This is a genomic window from Emticicia aquatica (genome assembly GCF_923079645.1).
In the GTDB taxonomy this organism is placed as follows: domain Bacteria; phylum Bacteroidota; class Bacteroidia; order Cytophagales; family Spirosomataceae; genus Emticicia; species Emticicia aquatica.
This window is the reverse complement of the sequence record NZ_CAKLPY010000002.1, coordinates 296,525-316,235: the sequence shown is the minus strand read 5'-3', so window position 1 is coordinate 316,235 and position 19,711 is coordinate 296,525. Positions and strand designations below refer to the sequence as shown.

Annotated in this window: 11 protein-coding genes; 2 read left to right on the top strand and 9 right to left on the bottom strand. The window is 34.8% G+C overall.

Annotated elements, in window-relative coordinates; genetic code table 11:
• Nucleotides 1-197: 197 nt before the first annotated feature.
• Complete coding sequence (locus MJQ71_RS11080) at nucleotides 198-3,056, bottom strand: PQQ-dependent sugar dehydrogenase (protein WP_238806681.1); 2,859 nt, start codon at nucleotides 3,054-3,056, stop codon at nucleotides 198-200.
• 268 nt (nucleotides 3,057-3,324) lie between these two features.
• On the opposite strand from MJQ71_RS11080, the gene MJQ71_RS11075 reads away from it, so the two are divergent.
• A complete protein-coding gene (locus MJQ71_RS11075) occupies nucleotides 3,325-4,053 on the top strand; it encodes an NUDIX hydrolase (protein WP_238806680.1) in 729 nt (242 codons plus the stop codon).
• A gap of 49 nt (nucleotides 4,054-4,102) precedes the next feature.
• Here MJQ71_RS11075 and MJQ71_RS11070 read toward each other — a convergent pair whose 3' ends face one another.
• The 7 genes from MJQ71_RS11070 to MJQ71_RS11040 all read right to left on the bottom strand — a co-directional run bounded on the left by MJQ71_RS11070 (nucleotide 4,103) and on the right by MJQ71_RS11040 (nucleotide 18,415).
• On the bottom strand, nucleotides 4,103-5,710 hold the full coding sequence (locus tag MJQ71_RS11070; protein WP_238806679.1) for a TonB-dependent receptor: 1,608 nt from the start codon (nucleotides 5,708-5,710) through the stop codon (nucleotides 4,103-4,105).
• A gap of 92 nt (nucleotides 5,711-5,802) precedes the next feature.
• A complete protein-coding gene (locus MJQ71_RS11065; RefSeq protein ID WP_238806678.1) occupies nucleotides 5,803-9,357 on the bottom strand; it encodes a VCBS repeat-containing protein in 3,555 nt (1,184 codons plus the stop codon).
• Nucleotides 9,358-9,484: 127 nt separating this feature from the next.
• Nucleotides 9,485-11,218, bottom strand: coding sequence for a RagB/SusD family nutrient uptake outer membrane protein (locus MJQ71_RS11060; protein ID WP_238806677.1), 1,734 nt, complete (start codon nucleotides 11,216-11,218; stop codon nucleotides 9,485-9,487).
• 85 nt (nucleotides 11,219-11,303) lie between these two features.
• On the bottom strand, nucleotides 11,304-14,528 hold the full coding sequence (locus MJQ71_RS11055; RefSeq protein WP_238806676.1) for a SusC/RagA family TonB-linked outer membrane protein: 3,225 nt from the start codon (nucleotides 14,526-14,528) through the stop codon (nucleotides 11,304-11,306).
• 499 nt (nucleotides 14,529-15,027) lie between these two features.
• Nucleotides 15,028-16,242 carry a dipeptidase gene (locus tag MJQ71_RS11050; protein ID WP_238806675.1) on the bottom strand — a complete coding sequence of 405 codons (1,215 nt, stop codon included), beginning with the start codon at nucleotides 16,240-16,242 and terminating at the stop codon, nucleotides 15,028-15,030.
• Nucleotides 16,243-16,263: 21 nt separating this feature from the next.
• Complete coding sequence (locus MJQ71_RS11045) at nucleotides 16,264-17,418, bottom strand: glycosyltransferase (protein WP_238806674.1); 1,155 nt, start codon at nucleotides 17,416-17,418, stop codon at nucleotides 16,264-16,266.
• A gap of 1 nt (nucleotide 17,419) precedes the next feature.
• Nucleotides 17,420-18,415 (bottom strand): lysylphosphatidylglycerol synthase domain-containing protein, encoded by a 996-nt coding sequence (locus MJQ71_RS11040; RefSeq protein ID WP_238806673.1) that lies wholly within the window; start codon nucleotides 18,413-18,415, stop codon nucleotides 17,420-17,422.
• A gap of 2 nt (nucleotides 18,416-18,417) precedes the next feature.
• Between MJQ71_RS11040 and ruvC the strand changes: the two genes are divergently transcribed.
• Nucleotides 18,418-18,987: a crossover junction endodeoxyribonuclease RuvC gene (ruvC, locus tag MJQ71_RS11035; RefSeq protein WP_238806672.1), complete on the top strand. Its 570-nt coding sequence runs from the start codon at nucleotides 18,418-18,420 to the stop codon at nucleotides 18,985-18,987.
• A gap of 21 nt (nucleotides 18,988-19,008) precedes the next feature.
• Here ruvC and msrA read toward each other — a convergent pair whose 3' ends face one another.
• Entirely contained in the window at nucleotides 19,009-19,653 is a 645-nt protein-coding gene (gene msrA / locus MJQ71_RS11030; protein WP_238806671.1) for a peptide-methionine (S)-S-oxide reductase MsrA, read from the bottom strand.
• Between the last annotated feature and the right edge of the window lie 58 nt (nucleotides 19,654-19,711).

Below are 19,711 nucleotides of genomic sequence, written 5' to 3'. Positions count from 1 at the left end.
TGATTTAGAATAAATCAAAAAATATAACTTATTGATAATGAGAGAAGTCAAATATATCTGAGTAAAACAAAGGTTAAATATATGCCAGAGCCATTGTGTTTTAAACAAAAAATATATTTTAGAAAAAAGGAGAATTGGGTTTTTAGTCCCAATCCTCCATACTGTATTTATTCTAGGGTTTATTATTCAATTTAATGTTATTCGCTTGCTTTGAATTCGATTGCTGAAACTGCCATTACGATTTGTTTTTCTTTTGCATTGGCATTTTTGAAAACTAAATATAAATCGTGTTGACCTGTATTTTGCGGTACTGCAATTTTTAATTTATTATTCATATTAGGTCGTGGAGCAGGAGCGGCCGCTTGTCCATTCGCTGGAGCTGCAGGAGCTGCTGGAGGCGGTCCCATTCTCATTTCTCTTGGTTCAATTTTTTCGCTTGTTCCAATCAAAGAACCTGTTGGTGAATCAAGGTGAAGTTCGATTACACCACCTGAAGCACCAACACGTGTTTGTGCTTGAGCTGTAATTTCGATTTCACTAATTCCTGTTAAATCAACATTATTATAACCTAAATATGAGTTATCACCAACCATCGAGAATGACCTACCTGGCGTAATTACTAATTGTGTACCTTTCGATTTATCAGCTAATTCTGGATTTAAGGTCGGGTTTCTCAAAACAATTACATCTTCAGTTGCCAAAGACTTCATTACTTTTGTTCCTTTATCTTTGTATGCAGCACGTAAAATATATGTTCCGTTAGTCTTTTGTCCTTCAGGAATTTTGGTTGCATAACTTCCTTGAGTTGGCAAAGATTTCGCTGTTTTTGGCTCGTTGATATTCAAAATATAATCTACCATAATATTTGCTTCTGCCATCGAAATTTGTGGGTGAGCTGCCATTACGTGGTCGCCCCAAACACCACCGCCACCATTGATAACTTTTTTAGAAAGGTATTCAACAGCTTTACTATCGCCTTTATATTTGTTAGCAACATCTTTTAAGCTTGGCCCTACTGATTTTACATCGATGATGTGGCAAGATTTACAATCACTTTTACTCATCAAACGTTCCCCCATTGAAGCAAATGCCACCGCATCAACGCCTCTGTGATTTTGCGATGCTTCAATTTTATCATATCCGATTGGCATATAATCAATGCTAATAGCTACTTGTTCTGGTTTAATTTTGCCATTAGCCAAATTACCATCTTCTTTGTCAGAAACACTTACTTCGTAATCGATTGGTTTATTTGGGAAATAGAAAGTTTTATTACCTTTTTTGATGTTGAAAGCCACTGCTGGAGGTTCGTTTCCTACTTTAATTTCAAACGACTCGCTGTTTTCTTCACCTTTGCCATCTTTCACCGTAAGTGTTATGTCATAAATTCCTGCTTTGTCAAATAATACACTTGCATTTTCTGTTTTAAAAACTTTTTTGCCAGTTTTTCCTTTTACTTCCCATAAATAGCTCAATTTATCGCCGTCAGGGTCAACAGTTCCTTTAGAAGTTAGATTCACTTTCATTGGTACAGAACCCGTCATGTTATCTGCTTTTGCAACTACTTTTGGCATTCTATTTCCACCATTATATTCCACTTTAACGAGTCTTGCATTTTCGTTTCCTCTAAACCATGCTGAACCATATTCTAGTACATATAAGTCGCCATCTGGAGCAAAATCCATATCAATGGCACTACCAAAATCCGTATTTGGCATAAAACGCTCCATTGATTTATAATCACCATTTTCGTCCATTGTTACAGACATAATCCATCCACGCATAAACTCTACGATTAACCATTTACCTTCATAATAATCAGGAAAAACACGTTTTCCATTTGGGAAATCTGATTTACGAAAAACAGGGCCTCCAGTTGCACTTCTACCCGAACTACCAACTAACGGGAACTCTTCTGAGATACCATAAGGATAATAAATAAAAGCTTTTTGTGCAGGAGGCAACTGTTTTAAGCCAGTATTATTTGGTGAATCATTGATTGGTTTTGCTGGGTCATATTTTGCGTCTGGACGAGGCTTACCTGTTTCAAAATCCCAATCAGTATAGGCTTTGTTATCAGCAATGAAATACGGCCATCCAAAATTGCTTGCTTTGCGTGCTTGGTTAAATTCATCATATCCACGAGGGCCTTGCTCAGAATCAACTGAGGCATCTGGACCAACTTCTCCCCAATACAAATACCCAGTTTTGCTATCAATTGTTGGTCTCCATGGATTACGATGTCCCATTGTATAAATTTCTTTTTTTACTAAACCATCACCATTATTTGGCAATGTTTCGTATAAATTTCCTTTTGGTATGCTGTATGTAGCATTTGCTTCAGCAACATCCGTTGTGGGCTTGATTCTTAAAATTTTCCCTGTTAAACTGTTTGTATTTCCTGCCCCACGTTGGTCATCCCAATATTCCCATCCTTTTCTTTCGTCAAGGTTAGCATAACCAACAGTACCACTGTTTGATGTATTATTTCCAACTGTCAAATACAGATTTCCTGCTTTATCAAAGACCATTCCTCCACCTGTGTGGCAGCATTCTTCACGTTGTGTTGGTACGGTTAACATTATTTTCTTTGAACTAGCCACCAACTCTTCTCCACGCAATTCCCAACGTGCTAAAACATGTTGATTCACGTCTGTATCTGCATAATACATATAAATCCAGTGATTTTGCTCAAAATTTGGGTCATGAACCAATCCCATTAATCCTTCTTCTGCTTCACGTTTTACCCCTTTTGCATTGGTATATTTTGTGTTTACTGGAATCGTTGCCAAAGTTTTGATTACTCCTGTATTTGGGTCGAATTGTTTTAATGCACCTTTGCGTTCAACAAAAAGTACTCTGCCATCTTTAAGCAAAGTCATTTCCATTGGCTCATCTAATTTATCACCTAAAACCACTTTTGTGAAGCGATTTTCATCGGGAGCTTTTTGGGCAAAATTGTTAAAAGTACATAACGTTGAGATAGTAAAAATCAACGATTGTAGGATGTTTTTTGTACGCTGCATTTTTTTGAAATATTGGAGTTGAAACTTCATGATACCATGGTTATGGTTGAGTATAATTAATAAACAAAAATGCAAATAACTGAGGATTGTGAAATGATAAATCGGCACAATAGCTAAAGTTCTCGACGAATAGGCTTATTTGAAGGATTTTTTGTACTATGATTTTAAAAGTATGACAATTAATCTACTTAAAGCTAGTTTTTCAAGAGACACTATTATTGTATCAAATAGATACAATAATAGTGTCTTTCTTTGATAATTACAAATATTTCTTTATTTTTGTATAAATCTAAGTTCTATGACTGAAAATACTGACCTGAAAGATTACTGGGAAAATAAAACCCGATTACTTCCTAGTGTTTCGATTGATTGTGTGATATTTGGCTTCCACAATAATCAATTAAAAATTTTACTTTTAAAGTATAAGAATACTAATTACTACGCTTTACCTGGTGGATTTATTAATTTGGATGAAGATTTAGAAGATGCTGCTCAAAGAGTTTTGGAAGATAGAACGGGTTTGAAAGATATTTATTTAGAGCAGTTTCATGTTTTTGGATGTAAAAATCGAAGAAATGATGAGACGCATCAACAAATAATGTCAGCGAGTGGTATTAACTTAAAACCAAACCATTTTTTATTGAATCGTTTTATTTCTATTGGCTATTATGCCTTAGTTGATTTCTCGAAAGTGATTCCAACTCCTGATGACTTGTCGGATTCTTGCCAATGGTACGATTTGGATAAAATACCGCATTTGATGTTTGACCACAACCAAATTTTTGAGAAAGCTCTTGAAACTTTGCGTTTGATGATTTATGATAAATTGGTTGGTTTTAATTTGCTTCCAACAACATTTACAATGAATGAAATTCAAAACCTTTACGAAACGATTTTGGGAGAAAAATTGGTTCGGTCAAATTTTCAACGAAAAATTCTTAGTTTAGGTATTTTGGAAAGAATTGAAAAGAAAATGACTGGAGCTGCTAATAAAGCTCCTTATTTATATCGTTTTGTAAGAGATTAAATAATTAGATAATGCTTTGGATGAAGGAATAACAGCCAAAGCATTATTATTACTTATTAGTAGTAATTACAATCGTACCGTTAGCTCCTCTAGAACCAAATGCCGCACTATTTCCGTACTTAACAGCTCCCAATTCTTTAATATCTCTGACATTCAAACTATTGAGAATATTCATGACAGTTTCTTCGCCGTCAATGAAAGTTCCATCAAGAACCAAAGCGGGTGTAATTGAGCCACCTCCACCACCAAGATTTGTATTTGTACTCCGAAAATGTATTGTATATTGACCTTGTACATTTGTAACGACCATTCCTGGAATGCGGCGAAGTAAGTCAAAAACACTTAAATTGTAATCATTTTCGCTTATTTTTACATTAATATCGTTAGAAACGATAGCAAATTCTTTCCTTTCTTCTTTTAACTCTGAAACAGGTTTAGAATCATAAACTACTCCTTGAGTAATGATTTCTTTTAATGGTATCGAATCTGTTTTGAATCCACGTGGAGCAATTGCTGCAATCGTTCTTATGTTTGTTTCTGCTAAAGTACTATCTAGTTGGTGAAAATCTTCTGGGAAATAGTCATCGGGAAGCATGTTTGCAAATCCTTCTCGTCCCCAATAACCATTAATTAAAATGCCATTTGGTTTTGAGAGCCAACCATTTTCTCCAAAACTAGCATGAAAATTGACTAAATTAACGACTGAATAATAATACGGATAATCATAAAATATTTTTATTGGATTGAAGCGATTTGTTACAAAAACCATGAGTGGATACTCAGAATAGAAGATAAATTCCTCTGTTTCTCGGTCGAACATACAAATCTCTTTCGCTTCGCAAGGTTTTAAAGTACCGTCTTTTATTTCTTGTTCAACTGTTGTTCTTCCGAAATACATTTGTTTTGGTGCTAGAACTTTAAAAACCGCAAATCCGCTTTCTTGAAGTTTATTATCTTTTAACGCGACCAAAAAACTTCTAAAAGAATCTCGATATGATTTCTTTTTATGTTTTTCCCAACGTTTTTCATCTATTGGAGAAATTGGGTTATTTTTTTCAAAATATTTTAATCCTGAAAAATATGTTTTTTCACCATCCGATTCAAATCTATCCATTTGAAACTTTATTTTAAGTCCAAAAGCATCATTTTGAATGATTATTGGTTCACGAGCGGTCGCTACAACTTTTTTATTTTTATCGTAAGTCAATACAATCACCTCAGGATTCAAGATTTTACAATCTTTGAAATATTCAGATTCTCCTAAAAGTCCACGATTAAAAATTTTCCATTTTTTTCTCCATTCTTTATCGTGTTGAGCTATTACTTTTACTTCTTTGAGTTCTAAACCGTTTTGTAAAGTGAAAGAAAGATTTTGCGTTTTTGTATCAGATTTTATAAGCGTTTTCTTGAGCGTTTCATAACCAACGAATGAAATAATTAAATCTATTTTTTGAAAGCGTGCAGGAATTTTTAGCGAAAAAAAACCATTTTGGTTAGTTGTTGTGCCAATACTTGTGTTATTGACATAAACATTGGCAAATGGAACGGGGATTTTACTTTTTTCGGCAACTTTTCCGCTAATTTCCCAGCTTGTATTTTGGGAAAATGCCGAAAATGAAAGCAAAAGAATAATCAAAAACTGAATTCCCGTTTTCATTGTATTTGTGTTTAAGGATTAGTATTGAATAGTTTTATACCCAATGAGGCGTGATACAACCTTTTTGTATCACGCCTCAACGCCTCACGATATTATTTAATGATTCTTTTAGCACCTTTTGTATCAATAATTTCGGCACTCAGAATATCCGAACTTATCGTTAAATTATGAGCTGATTGTGATAAAAATGAAGAACCAAATCCGATTTCTTCCCTTCTTGTTTTACCGTTTTTGAATTTCAATAGAACCGTAGTTTCGTTTGGTTGAAGTGCAACGGTTTTAACAGGAAAGTGGTATTCAAAGAATTTCAAGATGTTTTTATTTTGAGAAGTTACGGTCAATAGTTGTCCTTTTGGATTCATTATTTTCACTAAACTTTTAGCATCTCCAGTTACACAATAACCACTTTTATCAAGTGAAACCGCTTCAAAAGAACCTTTTCCATTGCCTTTTAGTAATAAACCGTTTAATGCATCATTTCTACCAACCGAAACTTCAACAGCATAATCGTTTCCAGTAACGAGTACATCTAAATTGCCATCTTGGTCAAAATCTTGTGTGAGCATGCCAAATATTGGGGCAAATTGGGCTTGAATTGGCAATTCTTTTATTTCAAATTGTCCATTTCCTTTGTTTTCGATATAACTACTTTTTAACCAATTTGCTTTAAGAATTATTGCTTCTTTCAATTCTTCTGGTTTCAAAATTTCTTTGATTGTTGCCTCAGAAAATTTAGCATAATTCTGAAAACGTTGACGGGTTTGTATAAATTGTTTGGCCAAATCATCACGTGTATTGAATGGAAATTCTTTCGGTTTTCCTTCTAAATCTTTATAATAAACAGTCGGAATAGCATCATAGAATCCATCATTATTAAAGTCTTTGGCATAAACACTTACAGGTCGTTCGTCGGTTGCTCGCATAAGCGTATTGATTCCAGTATTTCCTGCGATATAATCAATGTCTCCATCATTATCAAAATCTCCAGAAGTGATACTATTCCACCAACCTATTTTATTTTCAATATTTGACGTCTGTGGTTGTAATTTTCCTTTAACATTTTTCATGAATGTAATTGGCATAAACTCTCCAGCAAGCACCAAATCTTGCCAACCATCATTATCAAAGTCAGTCCAAAGCACATCACAAACTAATCCAATGTTTTTTAATTGCGGAGCAATTTGAGCTGAAACGTCAGTAAATTTGCCTTTATCGTTGCGTAAAATATAACTAGAAACTGGTTTTGGGTAAGCTGAAGGTTCAACTCTGCCACCAATAAAGAGGTCTAAGTCGCCATCTTTGTCAAAATCAGCAGCTTTTACACATGAACCACTTTTGAGAAATTTAGGTAAAGCGTTAATTTCTAATTGAAAATGCCCTTTGCCATCATTGAGATAAAGTTGGTCTTGTAGCGAAGGTGAATCAGCCGCAAATTCTGAACTACCGCTGACGATGTATAAATCTAAATCTCCGTCGTTTTCAACATCAAAGAGAAGCGTACCCATATCTTCGGTAACTTTTTCGGCTCCATCTTTACCCGACAATAAATCCTGAATGCTAAATTTTCCTTCTTTATTTTGAATCAAAAATTTCCCCTTATGATTATTTGAACCACCAATGAAAATATCTTCAATGCCATCGCCGTTTACATCTCCCACTGAAAGAGCAGGGCCAAATTGAGAAAATTTATGTGGTAAAAGTTTCTGAACATTAAAGTCAATATAATCTTCTTCTTCATGTTTATAATTTACTTTAAGAGCATCTGTAACATCCGTAAAAAGCAGACTTGCTTTAGGTAATTGAACTTCTGGAAGGGGAGGAGTGGCATTTTTTTCATCAAGTATAATTACTTGATTGGTTTTTATATTGCTGAGTGTTTGCGTTTTTCCGTTGCCCCAAGTAACTTTTAGTTGTGTTATTTGTTTGTATTTACCTAAACCAAAATGTGCTATTGGCTCGACGGTTGATAAATAACCTCGATAAGGGGAGTTTTCGTAAACTTGTTTTTCGCCTTTACCATATTTTATTTCAACCCAAGCACCAATTCCGTTGATGTTATTTTCGTTTCCTTTAAATTTTACTCGCAGGAAACTACTTTCTTTAGGTTTGATTTGAACTAAATTATTTTGAAAAACTGATGCAGAATCATTAATATTATTGACAATGTAGTCTAAGTCTCCGTCGTTGTCAAGGTCAGCATACGCAGCTCCATTTGCCGAAGTTGGTTGCGTAATTCCCCATTTTTCCGTTACATCATCAAATTGAAATGCTCCGTTTGTTCCAGTATTTTTATATGCGTAATTTTTAAGTTTTACTTTTGGTACATATTCCAAAAGCATAGATTTTTCCATGAGTGCGTTTACCTCATTCCGATAAGCTAAAAAATCTTGGTCAGTTATATCTCTTGGAAAACCATTAGTGATGATAATATCTCGGAAACCGTCATTATCAAAATCAGTTACCATTGGAGTCCAACTCCAATCGGTTTGGGCAACACCTGCTAATAAACTGATTTCGCTGAAAATTGGCTGTCCATTTATAGGATTTTTTCCTTGATTAAGCTGCAAAGTATTGCGTGGATATTGGTATAAATAACCAAATTTGTCATTGTTTTGGTAAGTTACATAGCTATTTGCTGGAGTCATCATTTTTTTACGATAGTTACTTTCGGGCATCATATCGAGAGCTATAATGTCAACTAAACCATCGTTATTAATGTCCGAAACATCATTCCCCATAGCCGAATAAGAAGTATGTTTAAAATACTGTTTTGCTTGTTCGGAGAAAGTGCCATTATGATTATTGATATATAATAAATCGTTTGTCAGGAAATCGTTGGTTACATAAATATCTTTCCAGCCATCTTGATTAATATCAGTTATATTGATACCTAATCCATAAGCATCGTCGAAAATTCCTGCTTCTTGCGAAACATTGGTATAGAAAGCATGATTTTTGGTTTTATCGAAATCATTTCTATAAAGTCGGTCGCTTCTTTTGGAAGCTTTAATTTTATCTTTTTCTTGATATTTATTAGGAAAGCGACTATCATCCATTTCATTAATGACAAGATATAAATCTAAATCACCATCATTGTCATAATCAAAAAAAGCGGCATTTGTTGTGTGTGTAGTATCAGCAATGCCATAATCTTTGGCCATTTCTTTGAATGTCGGAATACCTTCTTTACCAAATCCTTGATTGATGTAAAGCATATTTGTCCGTTGGGTTACTGCTTTTCGAGCGGTAGCACAGACATAAATATCAAGTAATTTATCATTATTAATATCAACCAAAGCAACACCTGACGACCATCTATTTTCGCCAGCAACACCAGCTTTTTGTGTTACATCTTCAAAGTGTAATGTTTCACCTTTTTTAGTTTTATTAATATAAAGTTTATTTTGAGTGGTGTTTCCAGTAAAGTATATATCTGTAAGGTTATCGTTATTGAAGTCACCCATTGCCACGCCACCGCCATTATAAACGTATTCAAAAGTGAGGATATTCAAGGTGTCATTTTCAGCAATTCGGTTTGAAAATTTAATGCCACTTTTTTCAGGTTTGAGTTCTGTAAATAGTGTCTGTTTATTTTCACAGGCTGAGAAAATAAATGGGATTAAGAGCAAGTATAGTACCTTTTTCATAATTTTCTATAATAGAGAAATGTAATAACAAGTTTTTAGGGCTAATGGCGTGTTTGTTTCTACAAAATTAAAAAAGAGATGGCAATTTAGCCATCTCTTTTTATAAATCACTTAGATATAATAAATATTAATATCCAGGATTTTGTTTTAAAATACTAGAACCAAGTAAGTCAATTTGAGCTTGAGGAAGTGGTAACAAAGCATGTTTCGCTTGGTATCCACCGTTTGGTAATGTATTTGGTAATACTGTATTTTCGTATTTCAAATAAGCATTGATATCAGCAACATCAGTTCCCCAACGTACCAAGTCAAAGAAACGGTGTCCTTCCATAGCTAACTCTAACTTACGTTCGAAACGAACAGCAGTACGAGCAACAGCTTTGTCAGTCCAAGGAGCATCATAAGTACTGATTTTATAGTTAGCCGCTGGGCCACCATCTTGTGTTACGAAAGATGCAGGGTTCGCTGCACGATTACGAATCATGTTAACATATTCACGAGCTTTTTCTAAGCTACCAACTTCAACTTCAGCTTCAGCTGCCATCAATAAAACGTCAGCGAAACGGATGATTGTAACGTTCAAAGCAGTGTAACCTGGAGTCCAAGAGCTATTATCTTGTAACGAACCCTTTTCAGATTTGTAATAAGAATATTTCTTTGGAGAGTATGGTCCACCATTAGCTTGGTTACGAATCCAGTCAAAGCCTGGGTGTTTTTGCCAGTCTAAGAACATGATACCACGACGACCGATAGTGTGGTCAATACGAGGGTCTAGTTCACCTGCATCTGGTGTAAATGAAGTACTTGTTTGAATACCCATATCAGATTTTACTCTGTTTGCAGCATCATTGTAAGAACCATCAAGTAATGGTAAACCATCTTTTGTACGGTATGAGTTCGCTAATTCTGAGCTTGGTTGGAAGAATCCACAACAGTTACCAGGGCCATTAGGACCAGTGTTGTAAGGCCAGTTCAAGTCACCATCAGCATTTGCGTTATTTACACTACCTGTGTTAGCAGCAGCTTGTACAGCAAAGATTGACTCAGAGTTATTATCGTTAGATGCTTTGTACAAATCAGGGAAGCTAGCAACAAGAGCGTATTTAGTTCCACCCGTTGTTACACCATTTGCAATGATTGCATCAAACAAAGTTTTTGCTTCAGCATATTTCTTTTGAGCCATATAAACTTTAGCTAAATATGCAGCAGCAGCCCATTTGTTTGCACGACCTTTTTGGCCTTGAGTTGCAGGTAAGTTATCGTAAGCGAATTTGAAATCAGCTTCGATTTTAGGGTACAAATCAGCAGTATTCGTAATTTTCTCAATACCAGAACCTACGTCAACAGTTTCGTCAACATAAGGAGTATTGTTGTAGTTTCTCTTCAATGAGAAATAGAAGTGACCTCTCAAGAATTTAGCTTCAGCTTCTATACGTTTTTTGTCTTCAGCACTTACATCAGATTGAGCATCTTTCAATAAGCCTAAAACGTTATTTGAACGAGCTACACCTTCATATAAACCACGGTAGTTATCGTTAATTACACCTTGAGTTGCAAGATATTCAAAACGTTGGATTGGGTTGATGTCAGAAAAGTCACCTGGGTCAGTTCCTTTGTTAGCATCTCCACCACGAATACTTCCCCAAACCCAGTTGTTAGGGTGAACCATACGTGTACCATAACCACTCATTTGACCATAAGCAGAAATCAAAGCTCCTTCTAGTCCTTTTTTAGTAGTCAACTGCGTTTTAGCAATTGCACCAGTCGGTAATACTGTAAGGAAATCTTCCTTACATGAGTATCCTATTAAAGTAAGCAAGGATACTGCTAATGTTAATTTACTAAAAATATATTTTCTCATTTTAATAATGAAGATTTGAGTTAAATTTTTAACACTTTGCTTTTGTAATCAGCAGCATTCACTGCTGATTACGATTTACTTTGAATTAGAATCCTAAGTTAAGACCTACTGTAAAGCTTTTAGTAATTGGGTAGTTACCTACGTCAATACCGAAGTTTGTATCAGCATTTCCACCTACTTGAGGGTCTAAGCCTTGGTATTTTGTGATTGTAAACAAGTTGTTAGTTGAAGCATATAAGTGTAATCTGCTCAATTTCAATTTGTCTAAAATGCTCTTAGGTAAGTTATAACCTAATGCAACATTTTGCAATCTCAAGTATGAACCATTTTCAACGTAGAATGAACTAGCTTGAGTATTAGTACTAAAGTTAGAAGCAGTTTCAAAAATTGGAATTGTTGCTCCTGTATTTTGTGGTGTCCAAGAATCTTTAACACGCTCAGAAATAGCAGCACCAGAGAATGATGGATAGAAATCAGTAAACCATTTAGATACGTTGAAAATTTTGTTTCCAACTGAAGTATAAAGATATGCTGATAAGTCAAATCCTTTGTAAGTCAAAGTGAAGTTTACACCACCAGTGAATTTAGGGATTGGACTTCCTAAATAAGTACGGTCATTTGCATCAATTTTACCATCGCTGTTAAGGTCAGCATAACGGAAACGGCCAACGCCTTTACCATCTTGTGCTGGAGCAGCATCAACTTCTGCTTTTGATTGGAACAAACCTAATACTTTGAAACCATAGAATGACGATAAGCCATAACCCAATTGGTTACGAATAGGGTTGATACCACGGAAACCAGGGTTAACGTTAGTTAAGTAAGTTTGACCGTCAGCAATTGCAGTAATTTCGTTTTTCAAGAAGCTACCAGTTACGTTTACTTCATAACCTAAGTCAGTAGTAATTTTACCACGGTTGATAACTTGAATATCAATACCTTTATTTACCATTTTACCAATGTTTACTGAAGGAGCAGCAGCTTGGAAACCAGCAGTTGCTGTAATTGGTAATTGATACAATAAGTCTTTAGTATCTTTTTGCCAGAAATCAACGATAACATCTAATTTACCTTTCAAGAATGAACCATCGATACCGATGTTTTTAGTGATACTTGTTTCCCATTTAGCGTTCGGGTTTCCGATACGTGTACGGTAGTATCCATCAACGATGCTTGAGTTAGAACCATTAATGTCATAACCTGAGTTACTTACACTTGCAGCATATAAGCTGTATTGGTTGTTAGGGTCAACGTTGTTTGAGTTACCCATTGTACCATAACCTCCACGAACTTTCAAGTCTTGAACCCAAGAAAGATTTTTCATGAAAGATTCAGAAGATACACGCCATGCAGCAGATACCGCAGGGAATATACCATAACGGCTGTTTTCACCAAATCTTGAAGAACCATCACGACGAATAACTCCAGTTACGATATATTTGTCATTGAATGTATAAATAGCTCTACCGAAATATGAGTTAAAGTTTACACCTTTAAACAAGTTACTTGAAGGTGGGTTTTTGCTTCCCAATGTAGTAATTGTTACATAGTTAGGGTCTTTAGAGAATGGATTTAAACCATTTGCATTAATGCTTCTACCTGCACCAGTATTCAATGCTTCTTGACCAACTAAAGCTTCGATATTGTGTTTACCAAATGCTTTTTTGTAGCTAGCTGTATTTGTGAAAGTCCATCCGAATGAATAGTTGCTTCCTTCGTTATAACCAAATGCTGAGTTATTTTCAGAGTTTTCATATTGCCAACGAGTATAACCCCAGTTGTAACCATTGTTGTAGTTACCAGCTGCAGAAGAACGTAATGTTAAACCTGGAATTGGATCATATTCAACATAAATGTTACCATTTGCTAACGCATTGAAATTGCGGTTATTTAGTAAACCTTGTTGGTTAGCAACTGGGTTACGTGGGTTGTTAAAACCTTTTGCTGCAGTACCTGCATATCCACCAAATTCATCATAGATAGGAATGATAGATGGCATACGGAATGCTTGTAAGATGTCATTTTCGTCAGCAGCAATACCATTACCACCAGCACCACCAGTTTGTCCTAACACTTGAAGGTAGGTCATTTGGATGTTTTCACCGATACGTAAGTTTTTCAAAACGTTGAATTCTGAATTGATACGGAATGCATAACGTTTTAATTGGTTACTAATCAAGATACCTTTTTGGTCTTGAGCTGAGAAACCAACATAGAAACGGCTGTTTTCGCCACCACCGCTAAATCCTAAAGAGTGTCTTTGGATTGGAGCTTGACGTGTAATTGCACCATACCAGTCTGTACCTGCTTTGTTAGCTTTGATAACTTGATAGATTGAACCAGCTGAAGGGTCGATGTTATATTTTAATTTTTGGGCAGCTAAATCAACTGAACCAACAACACCTGGAGTTCCACCAACACTTAAATAATCAGGAATAACTGGAGTTGAACCTGTACCAAATTGTGGGTGACCAAATGCTTCACCAGAATTTCTTTTTGCATTCCAAGTCCAAGTAGCGAAATCAGTTGGATTCATCATCGCTTGACCATTACCTGGGTCAGTAACACCATACATACCATCATAAGTAACACTTAATTTCTTAGCACCTTTTGAGCCTTTTTTAGTAGTGTAAACAATTACACCATTGGCAGCACGAGCACCATAGATTGAAGCAGCAGAAGCATCTTTCAATACAGTAGTTGACTCGATGTCGTCAGGGCTTAAAAAGTTAGTAGAACCTACTGGCATCCCATCAACAACATAAAGAGGTTCGTTACCACCAAATGCACCAAAACCACGTACACGAATTTGGCTGGCAGTACCTGGCTGACCGTTTGTTACAACAGTAAGACCAGCAACTCTACCTTGTAATTGTTGCTCAACGTTACCAGATGGAACAGCAGTTAAATCTTTAGATTTTACTGTTGAAATCGCACCAGTTGATTCACGTCTTTTATCGATTGAATAACCTGTTACAACAACTTCATCAAGACTTGCAGCATCATCTTCTAAAGTAACATTGATAGAGCTTTGTCCAGATAATTTTACTTCTTGAGTTTTGTAGCCAATTGAACTAAATACCAATGAACCACCTGAATTTGGTACATTGATTTTAAATCCACCGCCTGCATCACTAATAGTACCAGTCGTAGTACCTTTCACTGTGATACTAGCACCTGGTACGCCTTCGCCTTTTGCGTCACTTACTTTACCACTTACGGATTTTTGTGCAAAAGCGGCTACGGACATCAGCCATAACAACCCGCAAAACAGAGCCCCCTTGATAGGAACAAAGTAGTTTTGTTTCATAGTTTTGATTAAGTTAAAAAATTAGAAAAAAAAATTGATTAAGGTTTTTTTACTATATATATAGAATAAATTATTGCTAAAAACACACGATTAAGTGTATCTGGTACAATTATAAGAATCATCTTATGTTGTTCCAAATTTTTCTTTATATTTTTATATTTTTGATGAAGATTTTAATCTGGCAAATAAACTTAATAGGTATCGTTTACAACCAGTTTTTAGTTATTGTATCAATCTGATGCAATATTAAATATTTTATAGAAAACTTCAAAATATTTCTATTTAATATAATTCGTTTAGTGTAAAAAAAAGTTTTTTTACATTAAATAACGAAATATTTATATCGTGGCAAATATACAAAACTTTAATGAGTCTATATATGTATAGACAAGTTTTTAAATGAAATGATAAAATAATATCATTATTGACTAAAATAGTTGAATAATTTAGTGAAGTAACTACTTGCAGTGCATCATTGTAATTTTGAAGCTAAAAGTCCTTATTTTTTTGAAAATTGTTCGGCTGCGGCCAACACACGCATCGTATTCCCCCCCCAAATCTTTTTAATATCTTTAGCAGAATATCCTCTTCTGAGAAGCTCAATTGTTACATTTTTTATTTTACTTACATCTTCCACTCCAATTACATCACTACCTCCATCCATGTCCATACCGATACCAACATGGTCAATACCAACCAATTGTACAACGTGGTCAATATGATTGACAACATCTTTTACAGTGGGTACATCGCTCGGATATTTGTACTTGATTTGTCGAAGTTCGGCATTGAGTCGCTTCTTTTCTTCGGGAGTTGTTTCTGCTTTCATGGTTTGCATTCTGATAGTTTTGATTGAAACTGCCACTTCAGCCGAAGGCTTTTTAAGAAAATCTGCCACAAAATTTATTTGAATAACGCCTCCTTTTGATGCCAAAAGTTTTATCATATCGTCGGTCATATTACGTTTTACATCGCACAAAGCTCGGCATGAAGAATGGGACGCAAAAACAGGAACTTTACTCATTTGCATTACATCATAAAAAGCCGAATCCGACAAATGTGATACATCAACGACAATCCCCAAACGATTCATTTCTTTAATACAGGCTTCTCCCAATGGACTCACGCCGCCGTGTTCTGCTCCTTGTGGGTCGCCAGAAGAATCGCTCAAATCGTTATTAAAAGAGTGAGCGAGCGTAATATATCGCAAACCTAAATCATAAAATAATTTCAGATTAGATAAATCAGTACCCACTGGCCACCCATTTTCCATGCCAATAAAAACACCTAATTTTCCTTTTTTGTGAGCAGAGAAACCTTCTTTAGCAGAAGTCACTAATTCGACTGTTGAGGCGTTTTGTTTGACGCTCTCATGTATTTTCTGAAAAATCTTCAACGCTTTTTCTTTGGCCTCCGCATTTGCTTCGGGAGTTCGTTTCCCTTGCCCTAAATAAACAGCAAAAAACATTGCATCCATGCCACCTTCTTTCATTCTTGGAAAGTCAATCTGGGTGCCATCTACTTCATAATCATGCTTCGCACCCACATCAAAGCCTTCCATATCCATCATATTTATGGGAGCATCTGCGTGCGTATCAACCGTAAAAGCTTGGGTATGAATTTTATTGGCTTTTCTCAGTATGCGTTTTTCATTTTTATCTTGTGCGTTAATAATGAAAGGAATGAATAGCAATAATGTAAATAGATGTTTCATTGTTGATGTTAGTTAGGGTTTTTATTTAAGTTTTCTTCCTTTCCAAGTATATTCGGTTTTGTTTTGAGCCACAAGCCCAAAAAATACGACGTAAAATGGATAAATTATCTGTACAAAAGGAATGAGCCAAATTAATCTTTTTTTATCTAAAAAACTGACTATAAGGCTTAAAAATATAAATTCAGCAGAAAACTTTAGAAAAAATAGACGATTTAAAAAATCATTTGGAATTTGAGTAAAAAAACAAGCAATTAGACTTAATGGTAAAGCCAAATTTGCAAAAAAAACAAAAACTGCTAATGCCGTTGTTTGCCAATTATTGTAATGCCGCCATTTGCTTGCCCAACGTTTACGTTGATTGTAAAAAGACTGCCAAGATTGATGAGCGTGCGTTTGCACAATTGTAGCCTTATTTTTTAGAAAAAAAACTTTTTCTGAGTGAATTTTAGCAATTTTATGCATCAAAAATTCATCATCACCCGAGGCCAAATCTTCATTTCCTTTGAAACCATCTACTTCATAAAATGCAGTTTTTAAGTAAGTTAAATTCGCTCCATTGCACATATTTGGTTTTTTTATGAACATGGCACAAGCTCCTGAACCAACTAAACTTGCAAATTCAATTATTTGAATCGCATCAAAAAAAGAACGAAGCCCTGATTTGTTTTGAATAAAAATTACAGGACAACTGATTAAATATGCTCCAGTTCGGGCTTGAAATGTGGCAATTGTTTCTAGCCAATTTGTACCAACTCTACAATCTCCGTCAGTTGTAGTGATTAAATCGCCTGAAGCTAATTGAATGGATGAATCAATGGCTCTTTTTTTTGGTGAAGTATTATTGACTTTTGGCTCTAATTGATTGATAATCAGATTAATGGAAGCGTTTTTTTGAAATGATTGAATGATTTTTAAAGTATCATCAGTCGAATCGTCATCAGCTACAATTACTTCAAATTTTTCTTTTGAGAAAGTCTGTTTTTCTAAATCTTGCAGTAATAAAAGAATATTATCAGCTTCGTTACGAACAGGAATAATAACAGAAATTTTTAGACTTTCGCCCACTTTTTCTGAATCCAAAAAACCAGAAATTGGGGCTTTTAGCCAAACAAAAATTAAACTTGATGTCATCAAAAAATATATTCCAGTAATGATTAACAAGCTGAATATTAGCATTTTACGTGTTTTTAGGTTTGAGTTTTAATTCTAATATAAATAAACTACCAATGAGTATAGGGAATAACACATTGATAAGCCAAATAGAAAACGTTGCCGAAGAAATAGATGCGATATTTGCTCCAAAAAAACTAAAATAATAAATAGAAGTTAATGCTCGAATGCTTAAATCTCCCAAAGCATTGAGTATGGAAATCAAAGTTTTTGTCAAGAAAATGATTCCGATTCCAGCTAAGAGGACTGAATTTGGTAGATTAATCTGAAAAATCTTAAACAACAATAAAAATTGAAATGTAAAAACGATGTATCTACAAGTTGAAATGATGAATAGGTTTCTTAGTTCGGCTAGAGTATAGTTTTCTAAAATGCCTAAGTATTTTTTTAAATATTCAAACAATTTATTTCTTGATAAAAACTGATTAATATTTGATAAATTAATGCCTAAGAAAATTCCAAAAACTAAAAAAATCAATAAAAAAGTAATAATAATGATGTGAATGAAAATAGGAGAGGGTTTTACCCAAAATACAAAAAAAATATAACTTATTGTGCCAAAAAGCAGCGAAATGTATAGCTGAAGGCTATTTCCAAGTAAAACTGCTCCAACGCTTTGTAAGCGTTTATCTGTTTTTAACATCAAAATTTTTCCTGCATAATCGCCAATCATCATTGGAGTGGCAGTGGCAAAGGTTAAACCTATCAAAACGCCTTTATAAGCATTCCAGAAACTTATTTTTTCTACTTTTGAAGCTAATTTCTGCCATTTCCAAGCTTCAAATGCCCAGTTGATGGGTGTGAATAAAATTATGACAATGAGTATTAATCGGTTACCTGCTAGGAATAATGGGCTGAAACTTTGCTTAAATTCACTCAAATGCTCAATTTTAGTTTTGACTAAGTTATAAAGCATAAATAGAACGAGTAAAAAGATACCAGTTTTTATCCACCACATTGCTCGACTTGACGTAAGATATGAGATTTTTGAGTTAATTTGCATCTATGAATCAAGATAAACAAGATAAAATAATATTAGGGGTTGACCCTGGTACACGTGTGATGGGCTACGGAATTATTTCTGTACAAGGAAATACATTGACTTTAATCCAATATGGTGTAATAAAACTTGACAAATATAGTTCACATGAATTGAAGTTGAAGAAAATATTTGAACGAATAACACAACTAATAAACGAATATTTGCCTGATGAAATGGCTATTGAAGCTCCATTTTACGGTGTAAATGTGCAATCAATGTTGAAATTAGGACGAGCTCAGGGCGTGGCAATCGCAGCCGCTTTGAACCGTGAAGTACCAATTGTTGAATATCTACCAAAAAAAGTAAAACAATCGGTTACTGGAAATGGAAATGCCACCAAAGAGCAGGTGGCATATATGTTGGAACATCTATTAAAAACGAAACTTGAAACTCAATTTCTTGATGCAACCGATGCTTTGGGTGTTGCGGTTTGCCATTACATGCACGGCAAAACTAAGGCCCTCACAGGTAATTCATCAAAAAAGAAAGGTTGGTCTGCCTTTGTGAGTGAAAATCCCGAACGTATGAAATAATTTCACAAAAGCTAAATCATTTTATTTCTTCAATAACTCTGGAAATTGAGCTTTCATGCGTTCAATTCTTGGAATAGAAACATTTTGTACATAAGGATTTTCAGGATGATTTCTTTCGTAATCTTGGTGGTAGCCTTCTGCTTTCCAAAATATTTGAAATGGTACAATTTCAACAGCAATAGGTTTTTTATATTTTCCAGAAGCATTTAATTGTTTTTTGTAGTTTTCGGCAGCTACTTTTTCGCTTTCATTCTGATAAAAAATAATCGAACGATACGAATCTCCACGGTCTGGGCCTTGACCTTTCACTTGTGTTGGGTCTTGAGATGCAAAATAAACTTTTAGAAGCGTTTCGTAAGAAATGATTTTTGGGTCATAAATTACTTCTACCGATTCGGCATGACCTGTCAATTCAGTATTTACATCTTCATAAGTTGGATTTTTGGTATGCCCACCGCTATAACCTGAAACAGCTTCTTTTACACCTTTTAAACTTTCAAAAATAGCTTCGACACACCAAAAACAGCCTGCTGCAAAATAGGCTTTTTCGGTTGGGCCATAAACAGTTTTATCGACAATTTTTTCAGCAGGTTTTGTGGTTGAACTGCAAGATAATATTAAAATAATTAGGCTTAATGCAAGGCTAGCAAAAAATGTCTTTTTCATAAATTATTAAAGTTTTGATTCATAAAAAAAGCGTGTCAAGGCGAAACATGACACGCTC